The organism is Thalassobius sp. Cn5-15 (assembly GCF_022347685.1).
Taxonomy (GTDB): domain Bacteria; phylum Pseudomonadota; class Alphaproteobacteria; order Rhodobacterales; family Rhodobacteraceae; genus Thalassobius.
Map to the genome: position 1 here is coordinate 212488 of NZ_JAKRGF010000005.1, position 20271 is coordinate 232758.

Consider the following 20271-nt stretch of genomic DNA (forward strand, 5'->3'; position numbering starts at 1 on the left):
AAAACGCAAGCCAGTTTTTACTGGCCTGCGTTTTTGTCTTTTCACTGCAGATCTAGGTTTACTTCGCCGCTTTGGTCGGCTTGTTGGCCGCCTTGGGCGTTGCCTTGCCAGCTGCTTTGGCCGCTTTTTTAGGCTTGGCATTTTCGCGCGCGCCGGAGTTGGTGTCGATGAAATCCAGAACCAGCGGGCGAATGTTGTTGCGCCAGCTCTTACCTGCGAAGATTCCATAGTGGCCGGCGCCGGCCTCGATGTGGCTGGCCTTCATCGCGTCGGGCAGGCCGGTGCATAGGTCCAGCGCGGCAACGCATTGACCGGGCGCGGAAATATCATCATTCGCGCCCTCGACGGTTTTCACTGCCACATTGCTGATCTTGCCGATGTCCACATGTTTGCCCTCAATGGTGAAAGCGTTTTTGGCAATTTCACCGTTCTTGAAGATCCGTTCGACCGTGGACAGGTAGAATTCTGCAGTCATATCCATCACCGCCAGATATTCGTCGTAGAAACGGTTGTGCGCATCGTGATCGGACGCTTCGCCCTTCATCACCCGCTGGATCTGCTCCGAGAACGCTTTGGAGTGGCGATCAGCGTTCATCGACATAAATGACGACAGTTGCAACAGGCCGGGGTAAACTTTGCGGCCCACACCTTTGTATTTGAAGCCGACTCGCTGGATCATCGTCTGTTCCAGTTGGCCCATAGTGACGCGGTGGCCGAAATCCGTCACGTCGGTGGCGTTGGCATCGGGATCAATCGGGCCGCCAATCAGCGTCAGCGAACGCGGTTGCGCTTCGGGTTCTTCGCCAGCCAGATAGGCGGTGGCGGCCAGTGTCAGCGGCGCGGGCTGGCAGATCGCGATCACATGGGTGTCGGGGCCCAGATGGCGCATGTAATCCACCAGATAGAGGGTATAATCCTCAATGTCGAACTTGCCAGCCGAGACCGCAATATCACGCGCATTGTGCCAGTCGGTGATATAGACCTCACAGTCCGGCAGCAACGAAATCACCGTTGAGCGTAGCAGAGTTGCATAGTGTCCGGACATCGGCGCAACCAGCATCACCTGACGCGGTTTGGTTTCGCGCCCCATGACCTTGAAGTGGATCAGGTCACCAAAATCGCCTTCGACCACGGTTTCTACGTTGACCAGATGATCCTTGCCATCCTCGCAGGTGAACGAATGGATGCCCCAATCGGGTTTGGCCACCATGCGCTGAAAGCTGCGCTCCGTCACCTCACCCCAGGCGGCCATCCATTGCAGGGCTGGATTTGGCACCAAGGCGAAAGCCGGATAAGATGCAAATGACAGGGCAGAGGCGCCAAGCCATTGGTTCGTATTACGGAGGGTTTCCATAAAATCGTACGTGGCCATGTAACGCATCGGCGTCTCCTTTGCTGTTCCGATCTTGTTTCTTGCGTAGGTTGCCTTAGGCTGGTCTTGGTTGCTGGGGCATTAACACAAAGGTCACATCTGTACCGGATATTGAATGCTGCATAGCAGCGAAAATAGGGGGGATTCGTTAATATGACAACACAAGAGGGTCAGAAGAGCGAAAATTTGGAACGGCTGGAGGCGAATTTGGCACGGGTGGAGGACCTGTCGAAGCGCTTCATGGCGGCTGTATCGCAGCGCAACCCACCTGATCCTCAGCTCTCGGCCCCGGATCAGGATGTGTTTGTCAAAGCAACGGGTCAATATTGGGCCAATATGTTGCAGGATCCGGCCAAACTCTTTGAAAACCAACTGGAATTTTGGGGAAACTCGGTCAAACATTACCTTGAAGCTTCTCAGGCTTTGGCCAAGGGAAAGCTGGAAGCGCCTGAGGATCAGACCCCCACAGATCGCCGTTTTTCCAACCCTTTGTGGCAGACACATCCCTATTTTAATTACGTCAAACAACAATACATGATGAACGCCGCTGCCATTCAAACTGCGGTGCAGAATGTCGAAGGTTTGACGGAAACAGACCGCAATCGGCTAGAATACTTCGCCAAACAGATCGTCGATATGATGTCGCCAACCAATTTTCTGGGCACCAACCCGGACGCATTGGAACGTGCGATTGAGACCGAGGGGGAAAGTCTGGTCAAAGGGCTGGAAAATCTGGTGGCAGATCTGGAGGCCAACAGCGGCGAAATGCTGGTTCGCCTTGCGGATGAAAAGGCCTTTGAACTCGGGCGCAATGTGGCCACCGCTAAAGGATCGGTTGTTTACCGCAACCACGTGATGGAACTGATTCAATATGCGCCCACCACCGAACAGGTGCATGCCACGCCGCTGATTATCTTTCCGCCGTGGATCAACAAGTTCTATATCCTTGATCTGAAAGAACAGAACAGCCTAATCCGTTGGATCACCGATCAGGGCTATACGCTATTTGTCGTCAGTTGGTTCAACCCGCGTCGCGAGGACCGCGATGTAGGAATGGAGGATTATGTTGAGCAGGGATATCTGGAGGCGATCCGCGTTGCGAAAGAGATCACCGGTCAGAAACAAGTCAACGCGGTGGGCTACTGTATCGCTGGTACCACCCTGCATTTGACGCTGTCGCTCTTGAAGAAACGCGGCGACAAGTCGGTGAAATCTGCCACCTTCTTTACCGCGCTGACCGACTTTGGCGAGCAGGGGGAGTTTACCCCGTTCCTGCAGGATGATTTCGTCAATGGCATCGCCGATGAGGTTGAGGTGCAGGGGGTTTTGCGCAGCTTCATCATGGGGCGCACGATGAGCTTCCTGCGCTCCAACGATCTGATTTATGGTCCGGCAATCAAAAGCTACATGATGGGGGAGGCGCCGCCTGCCTTTGATCTGCTCTATTGGAATGGCGACGGGTCGAACCTGCCGGGGCGGATGGTGATGCAGTATCTTCGCGGCCTGTGTCAGCGCAATGAGTTCGTTGGGGACGGCTTTGATCTTTTGGGGGAAACCCTGCATGTGTCGGAAGTGGATGTTCCCTTGATGTCGATCACCTGTGAAACCGATCACATTGCGCGGTGGAAGGATTGCTATCGCGGTTTCCAGCAGACGGGCGCCAAGGACAGGACTTTTATCGTCAGTCAGTCAGGCCATGTCGCGGGCATCGTTAACCCGCCCAGCAAAAAGAAATACGGCCATTACACCAACACGGACCTTAGCCTTGATGCTGAGGGATGGATGGCGGGTGCTCAATTCAATGAGGGCAGCTGGTGGCCAGCGTGGGAAGCTTGGCTGCAAAAACGCTCGGGCAAGATGGTGCCAGCGCGCAAGCCGGGCGATTCGGCTTATCCTGTGTTGGATGTCGCGCCAGGGCGCTATGTCGCGATGAAAGCAACTGTCTGATTTTATTTGGTTATAAAACATTATTTCTGCAGCGCAGCAAAATTCCTTGATTTGCTGCGATGCAGCATTCATATTGGGTGCAAGACTGAATGACACCCCAGCCGCAGCAGGCAACGCCATCTAGTCGAACCTGGATGCGCTGCGGATCAGACAAGGATTTTAGACATGACCAAGACCCAAGACTTCACCGCGATTCTGAAAGACGCTATGGGTGCTTTCCCTGTTGATACCAAAGCGGTTGAAGATGCGTTCAAAACTCAGGCAAGCCTGAACGAAAAACTGACGAGCGCGGCGCTATCTGCTGCTGAAAAGTCGTCGGAATTGTCCAGCAAATGGACCAAAGACACTCTGGCCAAACTGGGCGACGTTGCCAAAGCAAAAGAAGAGCCGGCCGATTATGCCAAAGCACTGGGTGAATTTGCTTCGGCTCAGGCAGAAACCGCTGCTGAAAACATGGCCGCTTTTGCAGAGATCGCCAAAAAGCTGCAAAGCGAAACCGTCGAACTGATGATGGCTGCAGGCAAAGACCTGAGCGAAGAGGCTTCGGCCGCAGTTCAGAAGGCTGCCAAAGATGCGACGGCAGCCGCGAAAAAAGCAGCTAAATAATTCTGCCTCCTCCCGGCAGAACTTAAGGCACATCACTCCTCCTCCCAGATGTGCCAAGAGCGGGCTTTTTGAGCCCGCTCTTTACTTTTGTTTCTGCCGTCGCATAGAGTTTTTCTGCCGTGATAAACCTTTGGGAGGACTTCCGTGGCAGATGACAATAAACCCCTGCTGATCAAGCGCTATGCCAGTCGCCGTCTCTATAATACAGAGACCAGCGATTACGTCACACTGGAGGATATCGCCGGTTTCATCCGCGATGGGCGCGAAGTGCAGATTGTTGACCTGAAATCTGGTGACGATCTGACCCGGCAGTATCTGCTGCAAATTATCGCCGAACACGAAAGCCGCGGTGAAAACGTGTTGCCGGTCAACGTCCTGACGGATCTGGTGCGCAGCTATACCAGTCAGGCTGAATCAATGGTGCCACAGTTCTTGCAGGCATCTTTCGAGATGCTGCGCGATGGTCAGTCGAAGATGATGCAAAACATGACCAAGACCAGCCCGATGGCCAATATGCCCGGTTTCGAAATGTTGCAGGCGCAGCAAGAGGCCTTTCTGAAGGCGATGACGCAAGGCATGGCTGGTGGTTGGCCCGGTGCCACATCGGGATCGACGCAGCCTGAGCCAGCGAAGTCTGACGAAGGTGAGGACCTGGACGCGATCAAGGCCCAACTGGCTGATCTGCAATCCAAACTCAGCAAACTGGATAAATAAATGGTTGATAGCCCCGGTCGTATCACGCTCTGGGGCGTCGAAGTTTTTGTTGCCACCGCGGAGGAGGGCTCCATCTCCGCCGCGGCGCGACGGCTGGGCGCTAGCCCGTCGGCGGTTTCGCAGCAGCTGTCCAATTTGGAGACGGCGCTGGGCACCAGCCTTTTGATCCGCAATGCCCGCCCGGTGGCGCTGACTGCCGCAGGCGATCTGTTTCGTCGGCGCGCCAGCTCCATCCTGAATGAGGCCGCATTGGCGCGGGCTGAATTGGCGATGGCGGACATGGCACAGCTCACGCGATTTCGTATCGGTATGATCGAGGATTTTGAGGCAGACGTCACACCGGCGCTGCTCACCCATCTGGCGGCAGAGCTGCCGCAGTGCCAGTTTCAGCTGGCAACAGGTGCCAGTCACAGCCTGTTTGATCAGTTGGAGGCACGCGCACTGGATGTGATCATAGCTGCAGAAATGGGGGCGGAGGGAGACTGGATAGAGGTGCATCCGCTATTGGAGGAGGGGTTCGTGGTTGCTGCGCCCAAGGGTATGTTTACAGCAGGCACAGCCTCGGACCTCAGGGCGCAGTTGCAGACCAAAGCGCTGGTTCAATACACCACACGGCACCATATGGGACGGCTTTTGGCGGCGCATCTGGCCCGGCAGAACCTGCGGCCGGATCATCGGTTCGAACTGGACAGTTACCACGCCATTCTGGCGCTGGTGGCGCAGGGCGTTGGCTGGACTATCCTGACGCCACTGGCCCTGCATCGTGCGCAACGGTTTGCGCCAGATCTGGAAGTGTTTGCACTGCCTTTTCCCCCCTTGTCGCGACGGATTTCACTGTTTGCACGACGCGACAGTTTGCAGGATATGCCGGCGGAGGTGGCTGTTGTAATGCGTGATATTCTGCAGCGTCAGATTATTCACCCGAACGTCACGGCGCATCCGTTCATGCGTGATGTTCTAGAGGTGATATGATCCATCCGCCGGAGTGTGGGCGGATGGGATTAGGTGTGTGTTTTTGATCATTGAAACAGCGCGCTTTAGGCGGGTGCCATTGCTTTTGTGTTGCCACGCACGTCTTGTGCTGCCTTGATCAGCGCCTCAGCGATCACATCAATTTCTGGTAGGGTCAGGCGGGCGGGCAGGCGGGCGTCGCAGGCGCGCATCAGCATTGCGCGGGTTTTCGGCAGGCTGGGCGGTGTGCCCAGAAATTCCCAATTCCAGAAAGCGCGGGCGTTGTCGGTAGACAGGCCAAAGACCTGTACTTTTATGCCGCGCTTGGCTGATGCTTCTTGGAAGGCTTTCACCTCATCCTCTTCCATGCCGACCAGATTGAATTGGATCGAATCCGGTGCGCGCTCTTCCGGCGCCAGTTTTTCCGGCACAGTAATCCACGGCGACAATTCCAGTTTGCCAGCCAGATAATCGTGGTTGCGTCGCCCATCGCTAACGCGGCGCTGCAATTCACTGATCTGCGGTCGGACAACGGCCGCCGACAGGTTGCCGAGGCGCAGATTGTATAGTGGCAGCTTGTTCTGCCAGCGGTCAAAGGCGGCTTTCAGGTCTGATTCGTCTTCGGGGCTGCGGGCCAGATGGGCCTTCCAGTTGTGTTCATAGGCGCCGGACATGATGGTGGCCTGTGCCAGAATATCGGCGTCATCGGTGATCAGAATGCCGCCCTCGCCGGAGTTAAGCATCTTGTAGCTCTGGAATGAAAAACAGCCGATCTTGCCCAGCGTGCCGATGTTTTTGCCGTGCCATTTGGTGCCCAGAGAATGCGCTGCATCCTCGAGCACCGGCACGCCGCGTGCCGCTGCCAATTTCAAAATCGCATCCATGTCAGAGGTGTGGCCGCGCATGTGGGAAATCATTACCGCATCAATGCTACCATCCAGTTTGGCGGCAAAATCATCCATATCAATGCGATAGTTATCGCCCACCTCTGCCAGCACTGGGACGCAGTCTGCATGCACGATCGAGGACGGTACTGCAGCAAAGGTAAAAGCGGGGATCAGCACCCGCGCGCCGGATTTCAGGCCCAGTGCCTTCAGGGACAGGAACAGCGCGGCCGAGCAAGACGATACAGCCAGCGCGTATTTCGCTCCCAAGGCATCGGCGAAGTCGCGTTCAAGCAGCGACACCGGCGCATCCTTGCCCGCAGTGTAGCGAAACAGATCACCTGAGTTCAGCAACCGTTCAATTTCGGCACGGGCGGTTTCGGGGATCGGTTCGGCGTCATAGACGTTGGGTGGCAAAGTCATGGAATCTTCGGCTTTCCTGAAGTTCATTTTTGGGAAAGCTAAAACAAGTTTTTGTGAAAAGAAAATGAAATTGCGCCTGCACATGGGTCCGTTCGGACACATTTTCGTCGTGGGGCGGTAAAAGCAGTATTTTTGGGAGGTTTGCGCGTAAAAGCGCCAAAGGCGGTCGCGGCCTTTGGCGCTTTGCTCTTCGTTAGCCGGCGATAACGTTCTGGGTCTGAACCCCCAGACCTTCGATGCCCAGCTCCATCTTGTCACCCGCCTTCAGGTAGGTTTCGGGGTTTTGGCCCATGCCCACACCCGGAGGGGTGCCGGTGGTGATCACGTCACCGGGCTGCAGCGACATGAACTGGCTTAGGTGAGAGATCACCGTGGCGACATCAAAGTGCATGGTTTTGGTGGTGCCATTCTGATAGCGGTGACCGTTCACCTCCAGATACATCGCCAGATTTTGCGGATCTGCCACTTCATCACGGGTGACCAGCCACGGGCCGATAGGACCGAAAGTGTCGGCGGATTTGCCTTTCACCCATTGGCCAGCACGGTGCAGTTGGAAATCGCGTTCCGACAGGTCGTTGACGACGCAATAGCCGGCGACATGATCCAGCGCCTCTTCCTTGCTGACGTATTTGGTATGCTTGCCGATTACCACCCCCAGCTCCACCTCCCAGTCGGTTTTTACGGATGTGCGCGGGATTTCCACGTCATCGTTGGGACCGCAAATGGCGGAGGTCGCCTTGAAGAACACCACCGGCTCTTCGGGTAGGGCCATACCGGATTCGGCAGCGTGATCGGCGTAGTTGAGGCCGATGCAGATAAATTTGCCCACCTGCCCCACACAGGGGCCGATGCGCGGAGCATCCGCAACAGCAGGCAGACTGGCGGGATCAAGGGCGCGCAGTTTGCTCAGGGTTTCATCGGACAGGGCGGCGCCTGCCACATCGCTGATCACGGCAGAGAGATCGCGGATGACCCCGTCCTGATCCAGCAGTCCGGGCTTTTCCGCGCCGGGGGCGCCATAACGCAACAGTTTCATGTGGGTTCCTTTCCCTCGTCAGATCGTCCAGCCGCCATCAATGGCAAAGGGCTGTCCAGTGGTATATTTACTCGCGTCGCTCGCCAGATAGAGGGCAAGATCAGCGATTTCTTCGGCGGTGCCAATACGTCCCATCGGCTGGCGCGCGATAAAGTCACGCATGGCGCCTTCATAGTCGCCTGTGGCGCGCAAACGGTCGTGCAGGCTGGGGCTGTCGACGGTGCCGGGGCAGATGGCGTTGCAGCGAATGCCCTTAGTGACAAAATCGGCGGCCACCGATTTTGTCAGCCCGATCACCGCCGCCTTTGAGGCGCAATAGGCAAAGCGGTTCGGCACGCCCTTCAATGAAGAAGCGACCGAGGACATGTTGATGATCGACCCCCCGCCGTGTTCCAGCATGGCAGGCAGGGTCAGTTGGATCAGACGGAACATCGCCTTGACGTTCAGGTCGAAACTGAAATCCCAATCGCGTTCCGAGCACTCCAGAATGGAGCCGCCTGCTACAAAACCCGCGCAGTTGAACAAGACGTCCAGCGGCGGCAGATCGGCGATCGCGGCTTCCGCCGCTGCGGCGTCGGTCACATCCAGTTTCAAGGGAGTGACGCCGGTGATGCCTGCCAGTTCCGCAAGGGCGTCTTCGTTGATGTCGCTGGCGATCACTTGCGCGCCTTCTGCGGCGAACAGTTCTGCCGTTGCGCGGCCTATGCCTTGACCAGCAGCGGTAATGAGGGCGGTTTTGCCAGTGAGTTTCTGGGTCATTTAGAGGCCCTCCTGCAGCAAGCTATCGGCCACATAGGTTGAAGCTTTGTCATGTTGCGAAATGCCGCGCAGGGGGACAACGCAGGATTCGATGCCCGCGCGGTCTCTTTGATCCAGCCAGAGGCCGTTTTTATCCAGAGTGGTAAGATCCATTCTATTATTCCTCGATTTTATAGACGCGCTGGGCGTTCATGCCCCAGATCGCATCTCTTTCCTGTTGTGAGAGGTGGGCCAGCATTTCCTCCGTGATCCCAACCCAGTCGTTATAGCTGGCCGCCAAGGTGCAAACCGGCCAGTCGCTGCCCCAGATCAGACGTTGGGGGCCAAAGCAGTCCAGCAGATGATCTACGTAGGGTTTTAGATCCGCAGGTGTCCAATCCTCCCCCGCCTCGGTCACCAGACCGGACAGTTTGCAACTGACGTTACTGCGGGCTGCAAGGGCAGCCATGTCTTCGCGCCACCCCTGAATGATGCCATCTGCAATCAGCGGTTTGGCACCGTGATTAATCACCACCCGCATCTCTGGGTGTCGGTCCAGTAGTTGTCGCAGCGCGCCAAGGTGGCGAGGCAGGGTCAGCGCGTCAAAGACCAGATCGTGTTGGATCATCGCCTTGTAAATAGGGGCAAAATGGTCTTGTAGCATCCAGTCAGGATCGGGAATGTCCTGTATCATCGGTCGGATGCCAACCAGCCAGCGCGATTGCGCAAGTGAGGTCAGCACGTCCACTGCCATATCCGATTCAAAATCCACCCAGCCGACGACACCCTTGATAAACGGGGTTTGCTGCGCCAGTGTCAGCATGAATTCGGTCTCTGCCACTGTTGGGGCGGCTTGCACAACGATGGTGCCGTCAATTGCATGTTTGTCCAGCGTTGGCGCCAGATCATCAGGCAGAAAATCGTGATAGATTGCGCCCAAGTCAGGCGTCAGCCAACCGTAATCGCCCCGTGACAGCGCCCAGAAGTGTTGATGTGCATCAATCCTCATCCGATCACCCCCTTTTTCAGGATGATGTTGCCATAAAACCGCCGCTCACCGGTTTGCACGACTGCATAGGCCTTGGCCGCGCGGTCATAGAAGGCGAAGCGTTCAAGGCTGTGGATTTCGGCGGGATGATCGGCGGTGGCATTGATGATGGTCTGGAAATCAGCGACGGCTGCAGGCAACTCATCAGGGTTGCCGACCACCTGCATGGTAAGCGCGGGATCAGGCACAAAGCTATCGAGCGGCAGCAGCGTCAGAATAGCGCGCAGCATTTCGCTGGCGTCAGATCCATCGGCACGGATGCAGGTCGGTCCCAAACCGCTGGCGGGAAAGTTTGCGTCAGCGATAACAATCTCATCGCCGTGGCCCATGGCGCGCAACACATGAAGAAGGTCGGGGCTGAGGATCGGGTCGATGTTACGCAGCATCGTGCGCCTCCCCAGGCAGGGGGGCGTCGGGGCGGATCAGTCCTTCGCTGCGCAGGTCACGCCACAGGGCATCGGGGATTTTACGGTCCATCAGGGCGGCGTTTGCCTCTACTTCCTGTGCCGACACCGCACCGGGGATCACCGTTTTTACCGATGGATGGCCCAGTACAAATTGCAGTGCGGCTGCGATCAGCGGGGTGTCATGGGCCGCACATACAGCCTCGATCCGGCGCACGCGATCCATAATTTCAGGCGGGGCATCAGCGTAGTTGTATTTGGCGCCCTCAATAGCACCAGTGGCCAGAATGCCGGAATTGTAAGGGCCACCCAGAATGATCCCTACATCCCGCTTTTCACACAGCGGCAGGAAGCTATCGAGCGCCTCTTGTTCCAGTAGCGTATAGCGGCCGGCCAGCAGGAAGCCGTCGAAGTCGCCCATCGCCAGCAGTTTCTCACAGACCTGCCACTCATTCACACCGGCACCGATGGCGGCAATGTCGCCGTTGTCGCGCAATTCGGTCAGGGCGCGGTAGCCACCGCCGTCAAACAGCTCGCGTACTTTGGCATCTGATGCCTCTTGGCTGCCCTGACTGAACACGCAGACATCATGCACCAAAAGAACGTCAATATTGTCCACGCCAAGCCGTTTCAGGCTGGCGTCATAGGATCGCATGACACCGTCATAGGTGTAATCAAAGACGATGCGTTTCTGTGGCACGTCGACAAAGGCTTCGGATGTGACCTCATGAGGTTCACAGTCCAGCAGCAATCGGCCGATTTTGGAGGACAGCTGGATATTGTCGCGGCCGAACCGCTGGATGCCCTTGCCAAACCGTTCTTCTGATCGCCCCAAACCATATTGCGGCGCGGTGTCAAAGAAGCGCACTCCACTATCATAAGCGGCCTGAAGCGCGGCCTGCGCATCCGCCTCTTCGACTTTGCGGTAAAGGTTGCCAAGAGGCGCGCCGCCAAATCCCAGCTGCGTCAGCGGGACAGGGCGCGAGGTGCGCTGGTTCAGGTGTCGCAGATTAGAAATGGTCATCGGTGCTCTCGTCGTGTCAGTTCTTGTTGAAAAGATCGGGTTTTGCAGCCTGCAAGGCTTCGATGCGGGGTAGCAGCTGGCCTAGGTGGCGGCGCATCTCTGTCTGTGCATCCTCCACGTTGCGGTTGCGGATCGCCTCGAAGATGCGGCGGTGTTCGTCTAGAGTTTCCGCAACGCGGCCCGGTGTCGGCAACAACAGTAAACGCGCGCGGGTGATTTGCAGCGATACGCTGTGCGCGATCGCAGGTAAGCGCTGAAAACCGGTCAGTTCCATCAGGATATGGTGGAATTCTTCATCCGCCTGATAGAAGCCGACAACATCATCGTCTTCGACCAGTAGCTCTTGCAGGCGCATGTTGCGGCTGAGCTTCTTGATCTGCTCATCGGTAATGTCGCGGGTGATCTTGGCCACAGTGGCCAATTCCAGCGCCTCTCGCAGGAAAACGCCTTCGCGAATCTCGTTCATCGAAAAATGGGACACATGGGTGCCTGATTGCGGCACCACATCGACCAGTCCGTCCTGCGCCAATCGCGCAATCGCTTCGGTCACGGGCGCGCGTGATACGCCAAGGTGTTCGCAGATCGGCGCCTTGCGCAGGTTGGTGCCAGGCGGGAAGTCCAGCGCCAGAATAGCTTGCTTAATTGTCAGGTAGACCCGTTGGGCTAATGACCCGTCGAGTGTGGAAATATCACCGAGAAGAGTCGCGTTAATATCGTTTGTGTCTGTCATAATTTGATGATTATCATACTAACATGTTAGTTGACAAGCGCTGCGACTCACGATTATGCAGAAAGCAACAAAGAGCGAGAAAAAGATGCTGAAGCTGGATCAAGCCACCAAAAAGAAAGAAGTTGAGGGATCTTTCCTGCAACTTAATCCGCAGGACAATGTTGTGATTGCTCTCGCGGATTTACCTTCCGGCTTTGATCTGAGGCGTTTTGGCTGCGCCTTGAATGGGGTGGTGCCACGTGGGCACAAGATTGCCGTGACACCGATCAAATCGGGTGAAAACGTGGTGCGCTACGGGCAGATCATCGGTCAGGCGACCGCTGACATTGCGCCGGGTGACCATGTTCATACCGCAAATCTTGGCATGGGGCAGCATCAACAGGATTATGCGCATGCCAGCGCTGCAGTCCCGCTGGCGCCGATTGCGGACGGTCGTACGTTCATGGGCTATCACCGTGCAGATGGGCGCGTTGGTACCCGCAACTATGTGGGGATCGTGACCACGGTGAACTGTTCCGGCTCCGTCGCGCGGTTCATCGCGGAGGCGGCAGAGCGCAGCGGGATTTTGGCACAATTTCCTAATGTCGACGGTGTGGTGCCGATCGTGCATGGCACTGGCTGCGGCATGTCGTCAGTGAATGAAGGCTATGAGACGCTGTTCCGCACCCTTTCGGGGTATGCGCAGCATCCGAACTTTGGTGGCATCCTGTTGGTCGGTCTGGGCTGTGAGGTGATGCAGTTGCAGGATCTGGTCGGCGGTCAGCCGATCCGCCCTGATGGCGTGCTGCGCTACATGACCATCCAAAGCGAAGGCGGCACCCGCCGCACCGTGGAGCGCGGGCTAGAACAGTTGGAGGGCATCCTGAGCGCTGCCAATGCGGCCGAACGTGCACCGGCACCGGTGAGTGAAATCACTGTGGGCATGCAATGCGGCGGCTCTGACGGCTATTCTGGCATCACCGCCAATCCGGCGCTAGGCTATGCTTCGGACCTGTTGGTGCGACGCGGTGGAACAACGATCCTGTCGGAAACGTCTGAGATTTACGGCGCTGAACATCTGCTGACGCGGCGGGCCGAACAGGTGGATGTGGGCGAAGAACTGATCGCGCGGGTGCACTGGTGGGAAGATTACTGCGCCCGCAACGGCGGCGAGATGGACAACAACCCCAGTCCCGGCAACAAGCGCGGCGGGTTGACCACCATTCTTGAAAAATCACTGGGCGCCGTGGCCAAGGGCGGCACTGCCCCGCTGACTGGTGTCTATAAATTCGGCGAACGGATCGACCGCAAGGGCTTTGTCTTTATGGACAGTCCGGGTTTTGATCCCTGTTCGGTGACGGGGCAGGTTGCCTCTGGCGCCAATCTGATCGTGTTTACAACTGGCCGCGGCTCTGTCTCGGGGTATCAGCCGACGCCCTGTATCAAGGTTGCGACCAATTCGGAAATGTATGCCCGCCTGTCGGAGGACATGGACCTCAATTGCGGCGATATCGTCAGTGACGGCGTTAGTATTGAGGACAAGGGCGAGGAACTGCTGGAATTGATGATCCGCGTGGCCTCTGGCGAGCGGACCAAAAGTGAGGAGTTGGGATTTGGTGGGGTGGAGTTTGTGCCCTGGCAAATCGGCGCTGTGATGTAGCGCCTGGCAAAGACAAACGACGATTAGAGATAGAAGGGAGGAGATATGTCTAAGCTGGTCGAAATGACGGGGATTGAGAAGTATTTCCCCGGCGTGCATGCCCTCAAGAGTGTGCAGTTCGATATTGCCCCCGGCGAAGTGCATGCTTTGATGGGGGAAAATGGCGCGGACAAGTCGACGCTGATGAAAATCCTTTCGGGGATCTATCAGCGCGACGGCGGCACGCTGGTCATTGGCGGGCAGGAGGTGAACCCAACCTCTCCAGGGGAGGCGCAGGAATTGGGCATCGGGATCATCCATCAGGAGTTGAGCCTGATGAACGATCTTACCGTCGCGCAGAACATATTCATCGGCCGCGAACCGCGCAAAAGTTTCGGTCGTCTGGATGAGGTGGCGCTGAACACTCGCACGGCAGAGATTTTTGCTTCCATGAACCTGGATCTGGACCCGAAGGTTCTGGTTGGATCGTTGACCATCGCGAAACAGCAGATGGTAGAGATCGCCAAGGCACTGTCGTTCCGGTCCAATGTGTTGGTCATGGATGAGCCGACCGCGGCGTTGAATGACGCCGAAATTGCCGAGTTGTTTGCGATCATCCGTCGCTTGAAATCCGAAGGCGTGGGGATTGTCTATATCAGCCACAAGATGGATGAGCTGAAGCAGATCGCTGACCGCGTTACCGTCATGCGGGACGGCGAATATGTCGGTACCGTTGGCGCGGCGCAGACGCCGATCAGTCGGATCATCGCTATGATGGTCGGGCGCGAGGTCAACGAGGAACCGCTGGTGGTGCCGGATCTGGGCGACGCAGAGGTGTCGTTGCGGGTCAATGGTCTCAGCCGCGGCAAAGAGATCAGGGACGTCAGCTTCTCCGTGCAGCGGGGCGAGATTTTGGGCTTTGCCGGCTTGATGGGCGCGGGACGCACAGAGGTGGCGCGCGCTATCTTCGGTGCAGATCGCCGCGATGCGGGCACAATTGATGTGCACGGTGTGGAGGTTGATATCCAATCCCCAAGTGATGCGGTGGCTGCTGGCATCGGCTATCTGTCAGAGGATCGCAAGCACTTCGGCCTCGCCACCGGCATGAATGTACGCGACAATATCGCGCTCTCGTCGTTGGATTTGTTTTCATCGCGCCAAGGCGTGCTGAATGAGGACAAGATGGCCGCGACCGCGCAGGACTTTATCCGACAGCTGGGCATTCGCACACCGTCAGACAGTCAGGAAGTGCGGCTGCTCTCTGGCGGAAACCAGCAAAAGGTCGTCATCGCCAAATGGCTGCTGCGCGATTGTGATATCTTGATCTTTGATGAACCCACACGCGGCATTGATGTGGGCGCGAAGTCTGAGATTTACAAACTCCTGGAAGAGTTGGCAGCAGACGGCAAGACGATCATCGTGATCTCGTCCGAACTGCCCGAAATTATGCGCCTGAGCCACCGCATCGCGGTGATGTGCGAAGGCCGGCTGACGGGCATCCTGCCCGGCGGCAAAGAAACCACTCAAGAAGACATCATGCAGTTGGCCACCCAAAGAGAGCCGGCCATGCGTGTCGCGGAGACAGCCCAATGAGCACCGTACCTGATGTGAAAGACGTTAAATCGAAGGACGCTGGCGTGACAGAGAAATCCCCACTGACCAACCTGGGCGACAGCGGCGCGTATCAGAAGCTGTTGGCATTCGCCAGTTTGATCGCGCTGTTGATCGGCTTTTCGATTGCCTCGCCGAACTTCATGCAGACATCGAATATGATCGCTATCCTGCAGGCCACATCTGTTAACGGTGTGCTGGCGGTTGCGGCAACTTTGGTGATCATCACTGGCGGCATTGATTTGTCGGTTGGCACGCTGATGACCTTTTGCGCGGTGATTGCCGGTGTTGTGCTGACCTACATGGGTATGCCCCTGTTGCTGGGGGTTGCGGCGGCGATTGGGGCGGGCGCGCTTTGCGGGCTGGTTTCGGGCACTTTCGTGGCCAAGATGAAGATCCCGCCATTTATTGCCACACTCGGTATGATGCTGATCCTGAAAGGCCTGTCGCTGGTCATCTCCGGCACGCGCCCGATCTATTTCAACGACACGCCCGGTTTCGACCAGATCTCGCGCGGGTCGCTGATTGGCAAGGTGATCCCGTCGCTGCCGATCCCCAATGGCGTGCTGATCCTGTTCATCGTGGCCATTGCCGCAGCCTATATCCTGAGCCGTACCGTTCTGGGCCGCTACACCTTTGCACTGGGCTCTAACGAAGAAGCGGTCCGCCTGTCCGGGGTCAACACCGACGCGTGGAAGATGCGTATCTATGCGCTGGCCGGTGGCATCTGTGGTATCGGCGGCATTTTGATCGCCTCGCGTCTGAACTCGGCGCAGCCTGCACTGGGCCTGGGCTATGAGCTGGAGGCAATCGCCGCAGTGGTTATCGGCGGCACCTCGCTCTCGGGCGGTCGCGGTACGATCCTTGGCACCATCATTGGCGCCTTGATTATGGCTGTGTTGACCAACGGGCTGCGCGTTTTGTCGGTGGCGCAGGAATGGCAGACTGTGGTGACCGGCGCGATCATCATTCTGGCCGTCTACGCTGACATGGTGCGGCGCAAGAAATCGGGGTGAAGCCCGAGGTGGCCCACTGAGCCCAGTTGCGGCCAATTGAACAAGGGCAGGCGCGTCCGTCGCGCCGCCATACAAACGACCAAGATCTAACCAACGACAAAGACATCAATAGGAGGAGTAACATGTTTACACGTCGTTTTATTCTGGGGGCGCTGAGTGCTGCCGCCCTTTCTGTCCCGGCCTCTGTGGCGACTGCGGCGGATGAGCTTTATATCCCGCTGGTTTCCAAAGGATTCCAGCACCAGTTCTGGCAGGCGGTGAAATCTGGCGCTGAACAGGCGGCAGAGGAATATGGTGTCCGCATCACCTTTGAGGGGCCGGATAACGAAACCATGGTGGATCGCCAGATCGATATGCTGGCTGCTGCTCTTGCTAACAAACCGGCAGCCATCGGGTTTGCCGCGCTGGACAGTCAGGCGGCCATTCCGCTGCTGCGTCAGGCCAATGAGGCAGGCATTCCTGTGATCGCCTTTGACAGCGGCGTCGACAGTGACATCCCGCTGGCGACTGCCACCACCGATAATGCGCTGGCCGCAGGCATGGCGGCTGACAAAATGGCCGAGCTGATCGGTGGCAAAGGTAAGGTTGCGGTTGTGGCCCACGACCAGACCAGCCGCACCGGCATCGACCGTCGTGATGGTTTCGTGAGCCGCATCGAAGCGAACTATCCCGGCATTGAAGTGGTGACCGTGCAATACGGTCAGGGCGATCACCTGAAATCCACTGAGGTTACCAAGGCGATCCTGACGGCAAACCCTGACCTGAATGGCATCTTCGGCACCAACGAAGGGTCTGCCATCGGTGTGGTCAACGGTGTGCAGGAACTGGGCGCCGAAGGTCTGGTGATCATCGGTTACGACAGCGGCAAGGCGCAACAGGATGCGATCCGCAGTGGCCTGATGGCAGGTGCGATCACTCAAAACCCTGTCGGCATCGGTTATGAAACCGTGAAGGCGGCTGTGATGGCGCAGAAGGGTGAGGCGGTACCAGCCTTGATCGACACTGGCTTCTACTACTATGACGCCAGCAACATCGACGACCCCAAAGTTGCGGCCGTCCTTTACGACTAAGCCTCCCTAAGGCAGAACTGGCCCGCCATCTGGCGGGCCTTTTTTTGTTTCGAGACTTATTTTTATCGCCCGGCGCGTTGATATTTTGAATACGAAGAAATTTTACATATGAAGTATCATCGGCCCATGCGGGGCAGATGATACGTGCTGCGACTTTGGCCAAAGAGGGCTTTGGGTGTGTCAGCCGCTGCGGTCTCACGACAGTGGGTCACCTATTCTTGACAGAATTAATGGGTTAATGCTACTCGTCAGACAGCCGCCTGGGGGACAGAGCGTTCGATACGCATTTCGCTTTTGCGACAGGTAAGCCAACACATCATCCGCAGGATCTTTTTGTCGCGCGCCGTATGCCGGTGCGCGGGACAGTCTGCGTGGTTTACCAGCAGTGGGGATTCATCATGTCTGATATCACCTTCGTTCGCTCCAGTATTGGATCTTTGGCCCTGACAGCATTGCTTGTGACGCCCTCGCTTGGCTTTGGGCAAGAGGCGGCAACAACCGTAGCCCCTGATGCGACGGCGGCGCCAATGGTGGCAGATCAGTCTGCCGCGCCCGCCATTCCGATGATGGTCGCACCCGAGATCGCCGCGCCCGCGCTGGATGCCCCCACAAGCGCTGACGCAGCTGCCGTGACCCGCATAGACAACACACCAAATACCGTGACAGCCGCGCCGACGACAGCCGCAGAAATCGCCGTGTCTGACGTTGACGCTGACGGTGCGGACGTCGCGCCCAAGGTGCCGATGGATGCGATGAATTCAGCGTTGAAATTCCTTAACGATGGTGGCCCCTCGATTTGGGCCATTGCGGCTCTGTCGGTGCTGACATTGGCGTTGATCTTGTGGAAGATCTGGCGGTTCGTCCTGCTGGGCGCATGGTCTAAAGGGCGCGCCTACAAGGCGGTTGCCGCCTTTGAAGCAGGCGATGCAACTGCCGCTCAGGCGATTGTGGATGGGCGCGTCGGCCTGCGCTCGCGCGTTGTGGCGGCTGCGATCGCGGCGCGCCTGAATCGCACAGATGAGGCCGCCCGTGAAGAAACCGGCCGCATCGCCAAACAGCGTCTGGCCGAAGCCAGCACTGGCCTGCGCGCGCTGGAACTGATCGCAACCATCGCGCCGCTCCTCGGTCTGCTGGGAACGGTTCTGGGTATGATCGCCGCATTTCAGGCGCTGCAGGACAGTGGCAGCCGCGCCGATCCTTCGATGCTGGCCGGTGGTATCTGGGAGGCGCTTTTGACCACTGCCGCAGGTATGGCGGTGGCGATCCCTGCCTCTGCAGCGTTGACATGGTTTGAGGCGGTGGTTGACCGCCTGCGCCGCGACAGCGAAGACATGTGCGCTCGTGTATTCGTGGTGCCGATGGCAAATGCATCCGAAGCTGCGGCTCTTCAGATCAACGCCGCCCCAATCAAGAGCCTTGCAGCGGAGTAAGAGCATGGATCTGGGGCTGAGGTCAAAACCAAGGCGCAAGCCATCGCTGACGCCGATGATCGACGTGGTTTTCCTGTTGCTGGTGTTCTTCATGCTGGCGTCGCGCTTTGGTATGCCACAAGTGATCGAAATGCCGATGGCCTCTGGTGGTGGAGTGCCGTCTGGCGCACCTAAACTGGTAGATATCCTGCCCCAAGGCGTGCGCCTTAACGGGATTGATATGCCGTTGGAAACCGTGGTGCGGGATCTGCAGGTGCTGGTGGAAACGCCGCAGGATGTCATCGTGCTGCGCAGTCAGGAAGAGGCATCAGTACAGCAGGTGGTGCGGATTTCTGACGCACTGAAAGCCGCCGGGTTCACCGCGCTGGTTCTGGTGGAGTGAGACGATGATGAACTTCCAACCCCCCGGCCGTCCGGAGAAGGCGGAATCTATCGTGCCGATGATCAATGTGGTGTTCTTGCTGTTGATCTTTTTTCTTATGACCGCACAGATCGCACCGCCTGATCCGTTTGAGGTAGAGGTGCCGCAGGCCGTTGCCGCCGCGGATCCGCAGGCGGATCTGTCGATCTACCTCAGCCAAAGTGGTGAGTTGGCGTATCAGGATCATCGCGGGGATGCGGTGATTGCAGCCTTGAAAGGCGAAGGTGTCCCGCTGGACAAAGTGGTGCTTAACGCGGATGCGCGCGCACCGGGCAAACGTCTGGCGCAGGTGATGGCGCAATTGCGGGCTGCCGGCGTGGGCGCGGTTGAATTGGTTGTGGAACCATCATGAGGGTCTGGGGGGAATTTACCGGTTTTACGCTTGCGGCACTTGCGGCGCATCTGCTGTTATTTGTGCAGTTTCCCGATACAGGCAGCGGGCAGCAGGCCGGTGGTATTGGCGGCGACGCAGTGGTGACGCTGCACGGCGCCCCCGGCAACATCGCCGAGGTGATTGAGGATTGGACCCGCCCGCCCGAGGTGCAGGATCAGCCGGTGATCGAAATGGCGCTGCATGTGGCAGAGGCCCCTTCGGCCCAGTTCAAGGTCGCAGCACTGACCACCGCGCCGCCGAAGATGGATCAGCCTTCGCAGATGCCGAAATCCCTGCAGGAGGTAAAGCCGCAGGTTGATGCGAGCAAAGCGCCACCGCCGCCGAAGCCCGAGGTGAAGCCAGAACCGAAACCAAAGCCGAAACCAAAGCCCAAACCGAAGGCCAAGCCAAAGCCGAAGCCAAAGGAAAAGGCGAAATCGTCTAACCGCAACAATGCCGCCAAGGCAGGGTCCGCCAACCAGAAAGCGGCTGGCAGTGGTGGGTCTAGTCAAGCGGGCAACAGTGGAAACGCCAAGGTCAAAACGCTGGGCAAAGGCAAAGAGGCCAAGCTGGTAAATGTCTGGGGCGCCAAGATCCGCACCCGTATTGAGCGGCGCAAAAAACCGATCCGTGGCGGCAGCAAACACGGCACCGCCCTGATCCGGCTGAAGGTCGCGCCAACTGGGCAGCTGCTGTCGGTCGGGATCGCAAAATCTTCGGGCGTTGAGGCGATTGATACAGCTGCAATCGCTGCGGTGAAACGGGCAGGGCGCTTTGCCAAGGCGCCGAAACAACTGAATAAATCCAGTTATCGCTTCACAGTCCCTGTGCGTTTCTGACCACAGTTTTTGCTTG

At 57.6% G+C, this 20271-nt stretch carries 21 protein-coding genes; 12 read left to right on the forward strand and 9 right to left on the reverse strand.

What is annotated here, in order from left to right; genetic code table 11:
- Positions 1 to 58: 58 nt before the first annotated feature.
- On the reverse strand, positions 59 to 1381 hold the full coding sequence (phaZ, locus tag MHM86_RS12790) for a polyhydroxyalkanoate depolymerase (protein ID WP_239200223.1): 1323 nt from the start codon (positions 1379 to 1381) through the stop codon (positions 59 to 61).
- A 144-nt stretch (positions 1382 to 1525) separates the two neighbouring features.
- Here phaZ and MHM86_RS12795 point away from each other — a divergent pair, with 144 nt between their 5' ends.
- The 4 genes from MHM86_RS12795 (at position 1526) to MHM86_RS12810 (ending at position 5611) form a co-directional block, all read left to right on the forward strand.
- The gene (locus MHM86_RS12795; protein WP_239200226.1) at positions 1526 to 3319 is read left to right on the forward strand and encodes an alpha/beta hydrolase; all 1794 of its coding nucleotides are present in this window, start codon (positions 1526 to 1528) and stop codon (positions 3317 to 3319) included.
- A gap of 165 nt (positions 3320 to 3484) precedes the next feature.
- Positions 3485 to 3925, forward strand: a complete 441-nt coding sequence (locus tag MHM86_RS12800; RefSeq protein ID WP_239200229.1) for a phasin family protein — start codon at positions 3485 to 3487, stop codon at positions 3923 to 3925.
- Between the two features lie 144 nt (positions 3926 to 4069).
- Positions 4070 to 4639 (forward strand): polyhydroxyalkanoate synthesis repressor PhaR, encoded by a 570-nt coding sequence (gene phaR / locus MHM86_RS12805; protein ID WP_239200232.1) that lies wholly within the window; start codon positions 4070 to 4072, stop codon positions 4637 to 4639.
- The gene (locus MHM86_RS12810; RefSeq protein WP_239200235.1) at positions 4640 to 5611 is read left to right on the forward strand and encodes a LysR family transcriptional regulator; all 972 of its coding nucleotides are present in this window, start codon (positions 4640 to 4642) and stop codon (positions 5609 to 5611) included.
- A gap of 65 nt (positions 5612 to 5676) precedes the next feature.
- Here MHM86_RS12810 and MHM86_RS12815 read toward each other — a convergent pair whose 3' ends face one another.
- The 8 genes from MHM86_RS12815 to MHM86_RS12850 all read right to left on the reverse strand — a co-directional run bounded on the left by MHM86_RS12815 (position 5677) and on the right by MHM86_RS12850 (position 11877).
- Positions 5677 to 6897 carry a DegT/DnrJ/EryC1/StrS aminotransferase family protein gene (locus tag MHM86_RS12815; protein WP_239200238.1) on the reverse strand — a complete coding sequence of 407 codons (1221 nt, stop codon included), beginning with the start codon at positions 6895 to 6897 and terminating at the stop codon, positions 5677 to 5679.
- Positions 6898 to 7090: 193 nt separating this feature from the next.
- The gene (locus MHM86_RS12820; RefSeq protein WP_239200241.1) at positions 7091 to 7933 is read right to left on the reverse strand and encodes a fumarylacetoacetate hydrolase family protein; all 843 of its coding nucleotides are present in this window, start codon (positions 7931 to 7933) and stop codon (positions 7091 to 7093) included.
- An 18-nt stretch (positions 7934 to 7951) separates the two neighbouring features.
- Positions 7952 to 8692 (reverse strand): SDR family oxidoreductase, encoded by a 741-nt coding sequence (locus MHM86_RS12825; RefSeq protein WP_239200244.1) that lies wholly within the window; start codon positions 8690 to 8692, stop codon positions 7952 to 7954.
- Entirely contained in the window at positions 8693 to 8845 is a 153-nt protein-coding gene (locus tag MHM86_RS12830) for a hypothetical protein (protein WP_239200247.1), read from the reverse strand.
- 4 nt (positions 8846 to 8849) lie between these two features.
- On the reverse strand, positions 8850 to 9680 hold the full coding sequence (locus MHM86_RS12835) for an amidohydrolase (protein ID WP_239200250.1): 831 nt from the start codon (positions 9678 to 9680) through the stop codon (positions 8850 to 8852).
- Positions 9677 to 10105, reverse strand: coding sequence for an L-fucose mutarotase (gene fucU, locus MHM86_RS12840; protein WP_239200253.1), 429 nt, complete (start codon positions 10103 to 10105; stop codon positions 9677 to 9679). The genes MHM86_RS12835 and fucU overlap by 4 nt, the downstream gene beginning before the upstream one ends.
- Positions 10095 to 11147, reverse strand: a complete 1053-nt coding sequence (locus tag MHM86_RS12845; RefSeq protein WP_239200256.1) for an aldo/keto reductase — start codon at positions 11145 to 11147, stop codon at positions 10095 to 10097. The genes fucU and MHM86_RS12845 overlap by 11 nt, the downstream gene beginning before the upstream one ends.
- A 16-nt stretch (positions 11148 to 11163) precedes the next feature.
- Positions 11164 to 11877 (reverse strand): GntR family transcriptional regulator, encoded by a 714-nt coding sequence (locus tag MHM86_RS12850; RefSeq protein WP_239200259.1) that lies wholly within the window; start codon positions 11875 to 11877, stop codon positions 11164 to 11166.
- A gap of 85 nt (positions 11878 to 11962) precedes the next feature.
- On the opposite strand from MHM86_RS12850, the gene MHM86_RS12855 reads away from it, so the two are divergent.
- The 8 genes from MHM86_RS12855 (at position 11963) to MHM86_RS12890 (ending at position 20255) form a co-directional block, all read left to right on the forward strand.
- Positions 11963 to 13516, forward strand: a complete 1554-nt coding sequence (locus MHM86_RS12855; protein WP_239200262.1) for a UxaA family hydrolase — start codon at positions 11963 to 11965, stop codon at positions 13514 to 13516.
- 45 nt (positions 13517 to 13561) lie between these two features.
- The gene (locus tag MHM86_RS12860; protein ID WP_239200265.1) at positions 13562 to 15088 is read left to right on the forward strand and encodes a sugar ABC transporter ATP-binding protein; all 1527 of its coding nucleotides are present in this window, start codon (positions 13562 to 13564) and stop codon (positions 15086 to 15088) included.
- A complete protein-coding gene (locus tag MHM86_RS12865) occupies positions 15085 to 16122 on the forward strand; it encodes an ABC transporter permease (protein WP_239200268.1) in 1038 nt (345 codons plus the stop codon). The genes MHM86_RS12860 and MHM86_RS12865 overlap by 4 nt, the downstream gene beginning before the upstream one ends.
- 122 nt (positions 16123 to 16244) lie before the next feature.
- Positions 16245 to 17192 carry an ABC transporter substrate-binding protein gene (locus MHM86_RS12870; protein ID WP_239200271.1) on the forward strand — a complete coding sequence of 316 codons (948 nt, stop codon included), beginning with the start codon at positions 16245 to 16247 and terminating at the stop codon, positions 17190 to 17192.
- Between the two features lie 398 nt (positions 17193 to 17590).
- Positions 17591 to 18622, forward strand: coding sequence for a MotA/TolQ/ExbB proton channel family protein (locus tag MHM86_RS12875; protein WP_239200274.1), 1032 nt, complete (start codon positions 17591 to 17593; stop codon positions 18620 to 18622).
- Between the two features lie 4 nt (positions 18623 to 18626).
- Positions 18627 to 19004, forward strand: a complete 378-nt coding sequence (locus tag MHM86_RS12880; protein WP_239200277.1) for a biopolymer transporter ExbD — start codon at positions 18627 to 18629, stop codon at positions 19002 to 19004.
- Positions 19005 to 19011: 7 nt separating this feature from the next.
- Positions 19012 to 19395 carry a biopolymer transporter ExbD gene (locus MHM86_RS12885; RefSeq protein WP_239200280.1) on the forward strand — a complete coding sequence of 128 codons (384 nt, stop codon included), beginning with the start codon at positions 19012 to 19014 and terminating at the stop codon, positions 19393 to 19395.
- Positions 19392 to 20255 (forward strand): cell envelope integrity protein TolA, encoded by an 864-nt coding sequence (locus MHM86_RS12890; RefSeq protein ID WP_239200283.1) that lies wholly within the window; start codon positions 19392 to 19394, stop codon positions 20253 to 20255. Before MHM86_RS12885 ends, MHM86_RS12890 begins: the two co-directional genes overlap by 4 nt.
- The last annotated feature ends 16 nt before the right edge of the window (positions 20256 to 20271 follow it).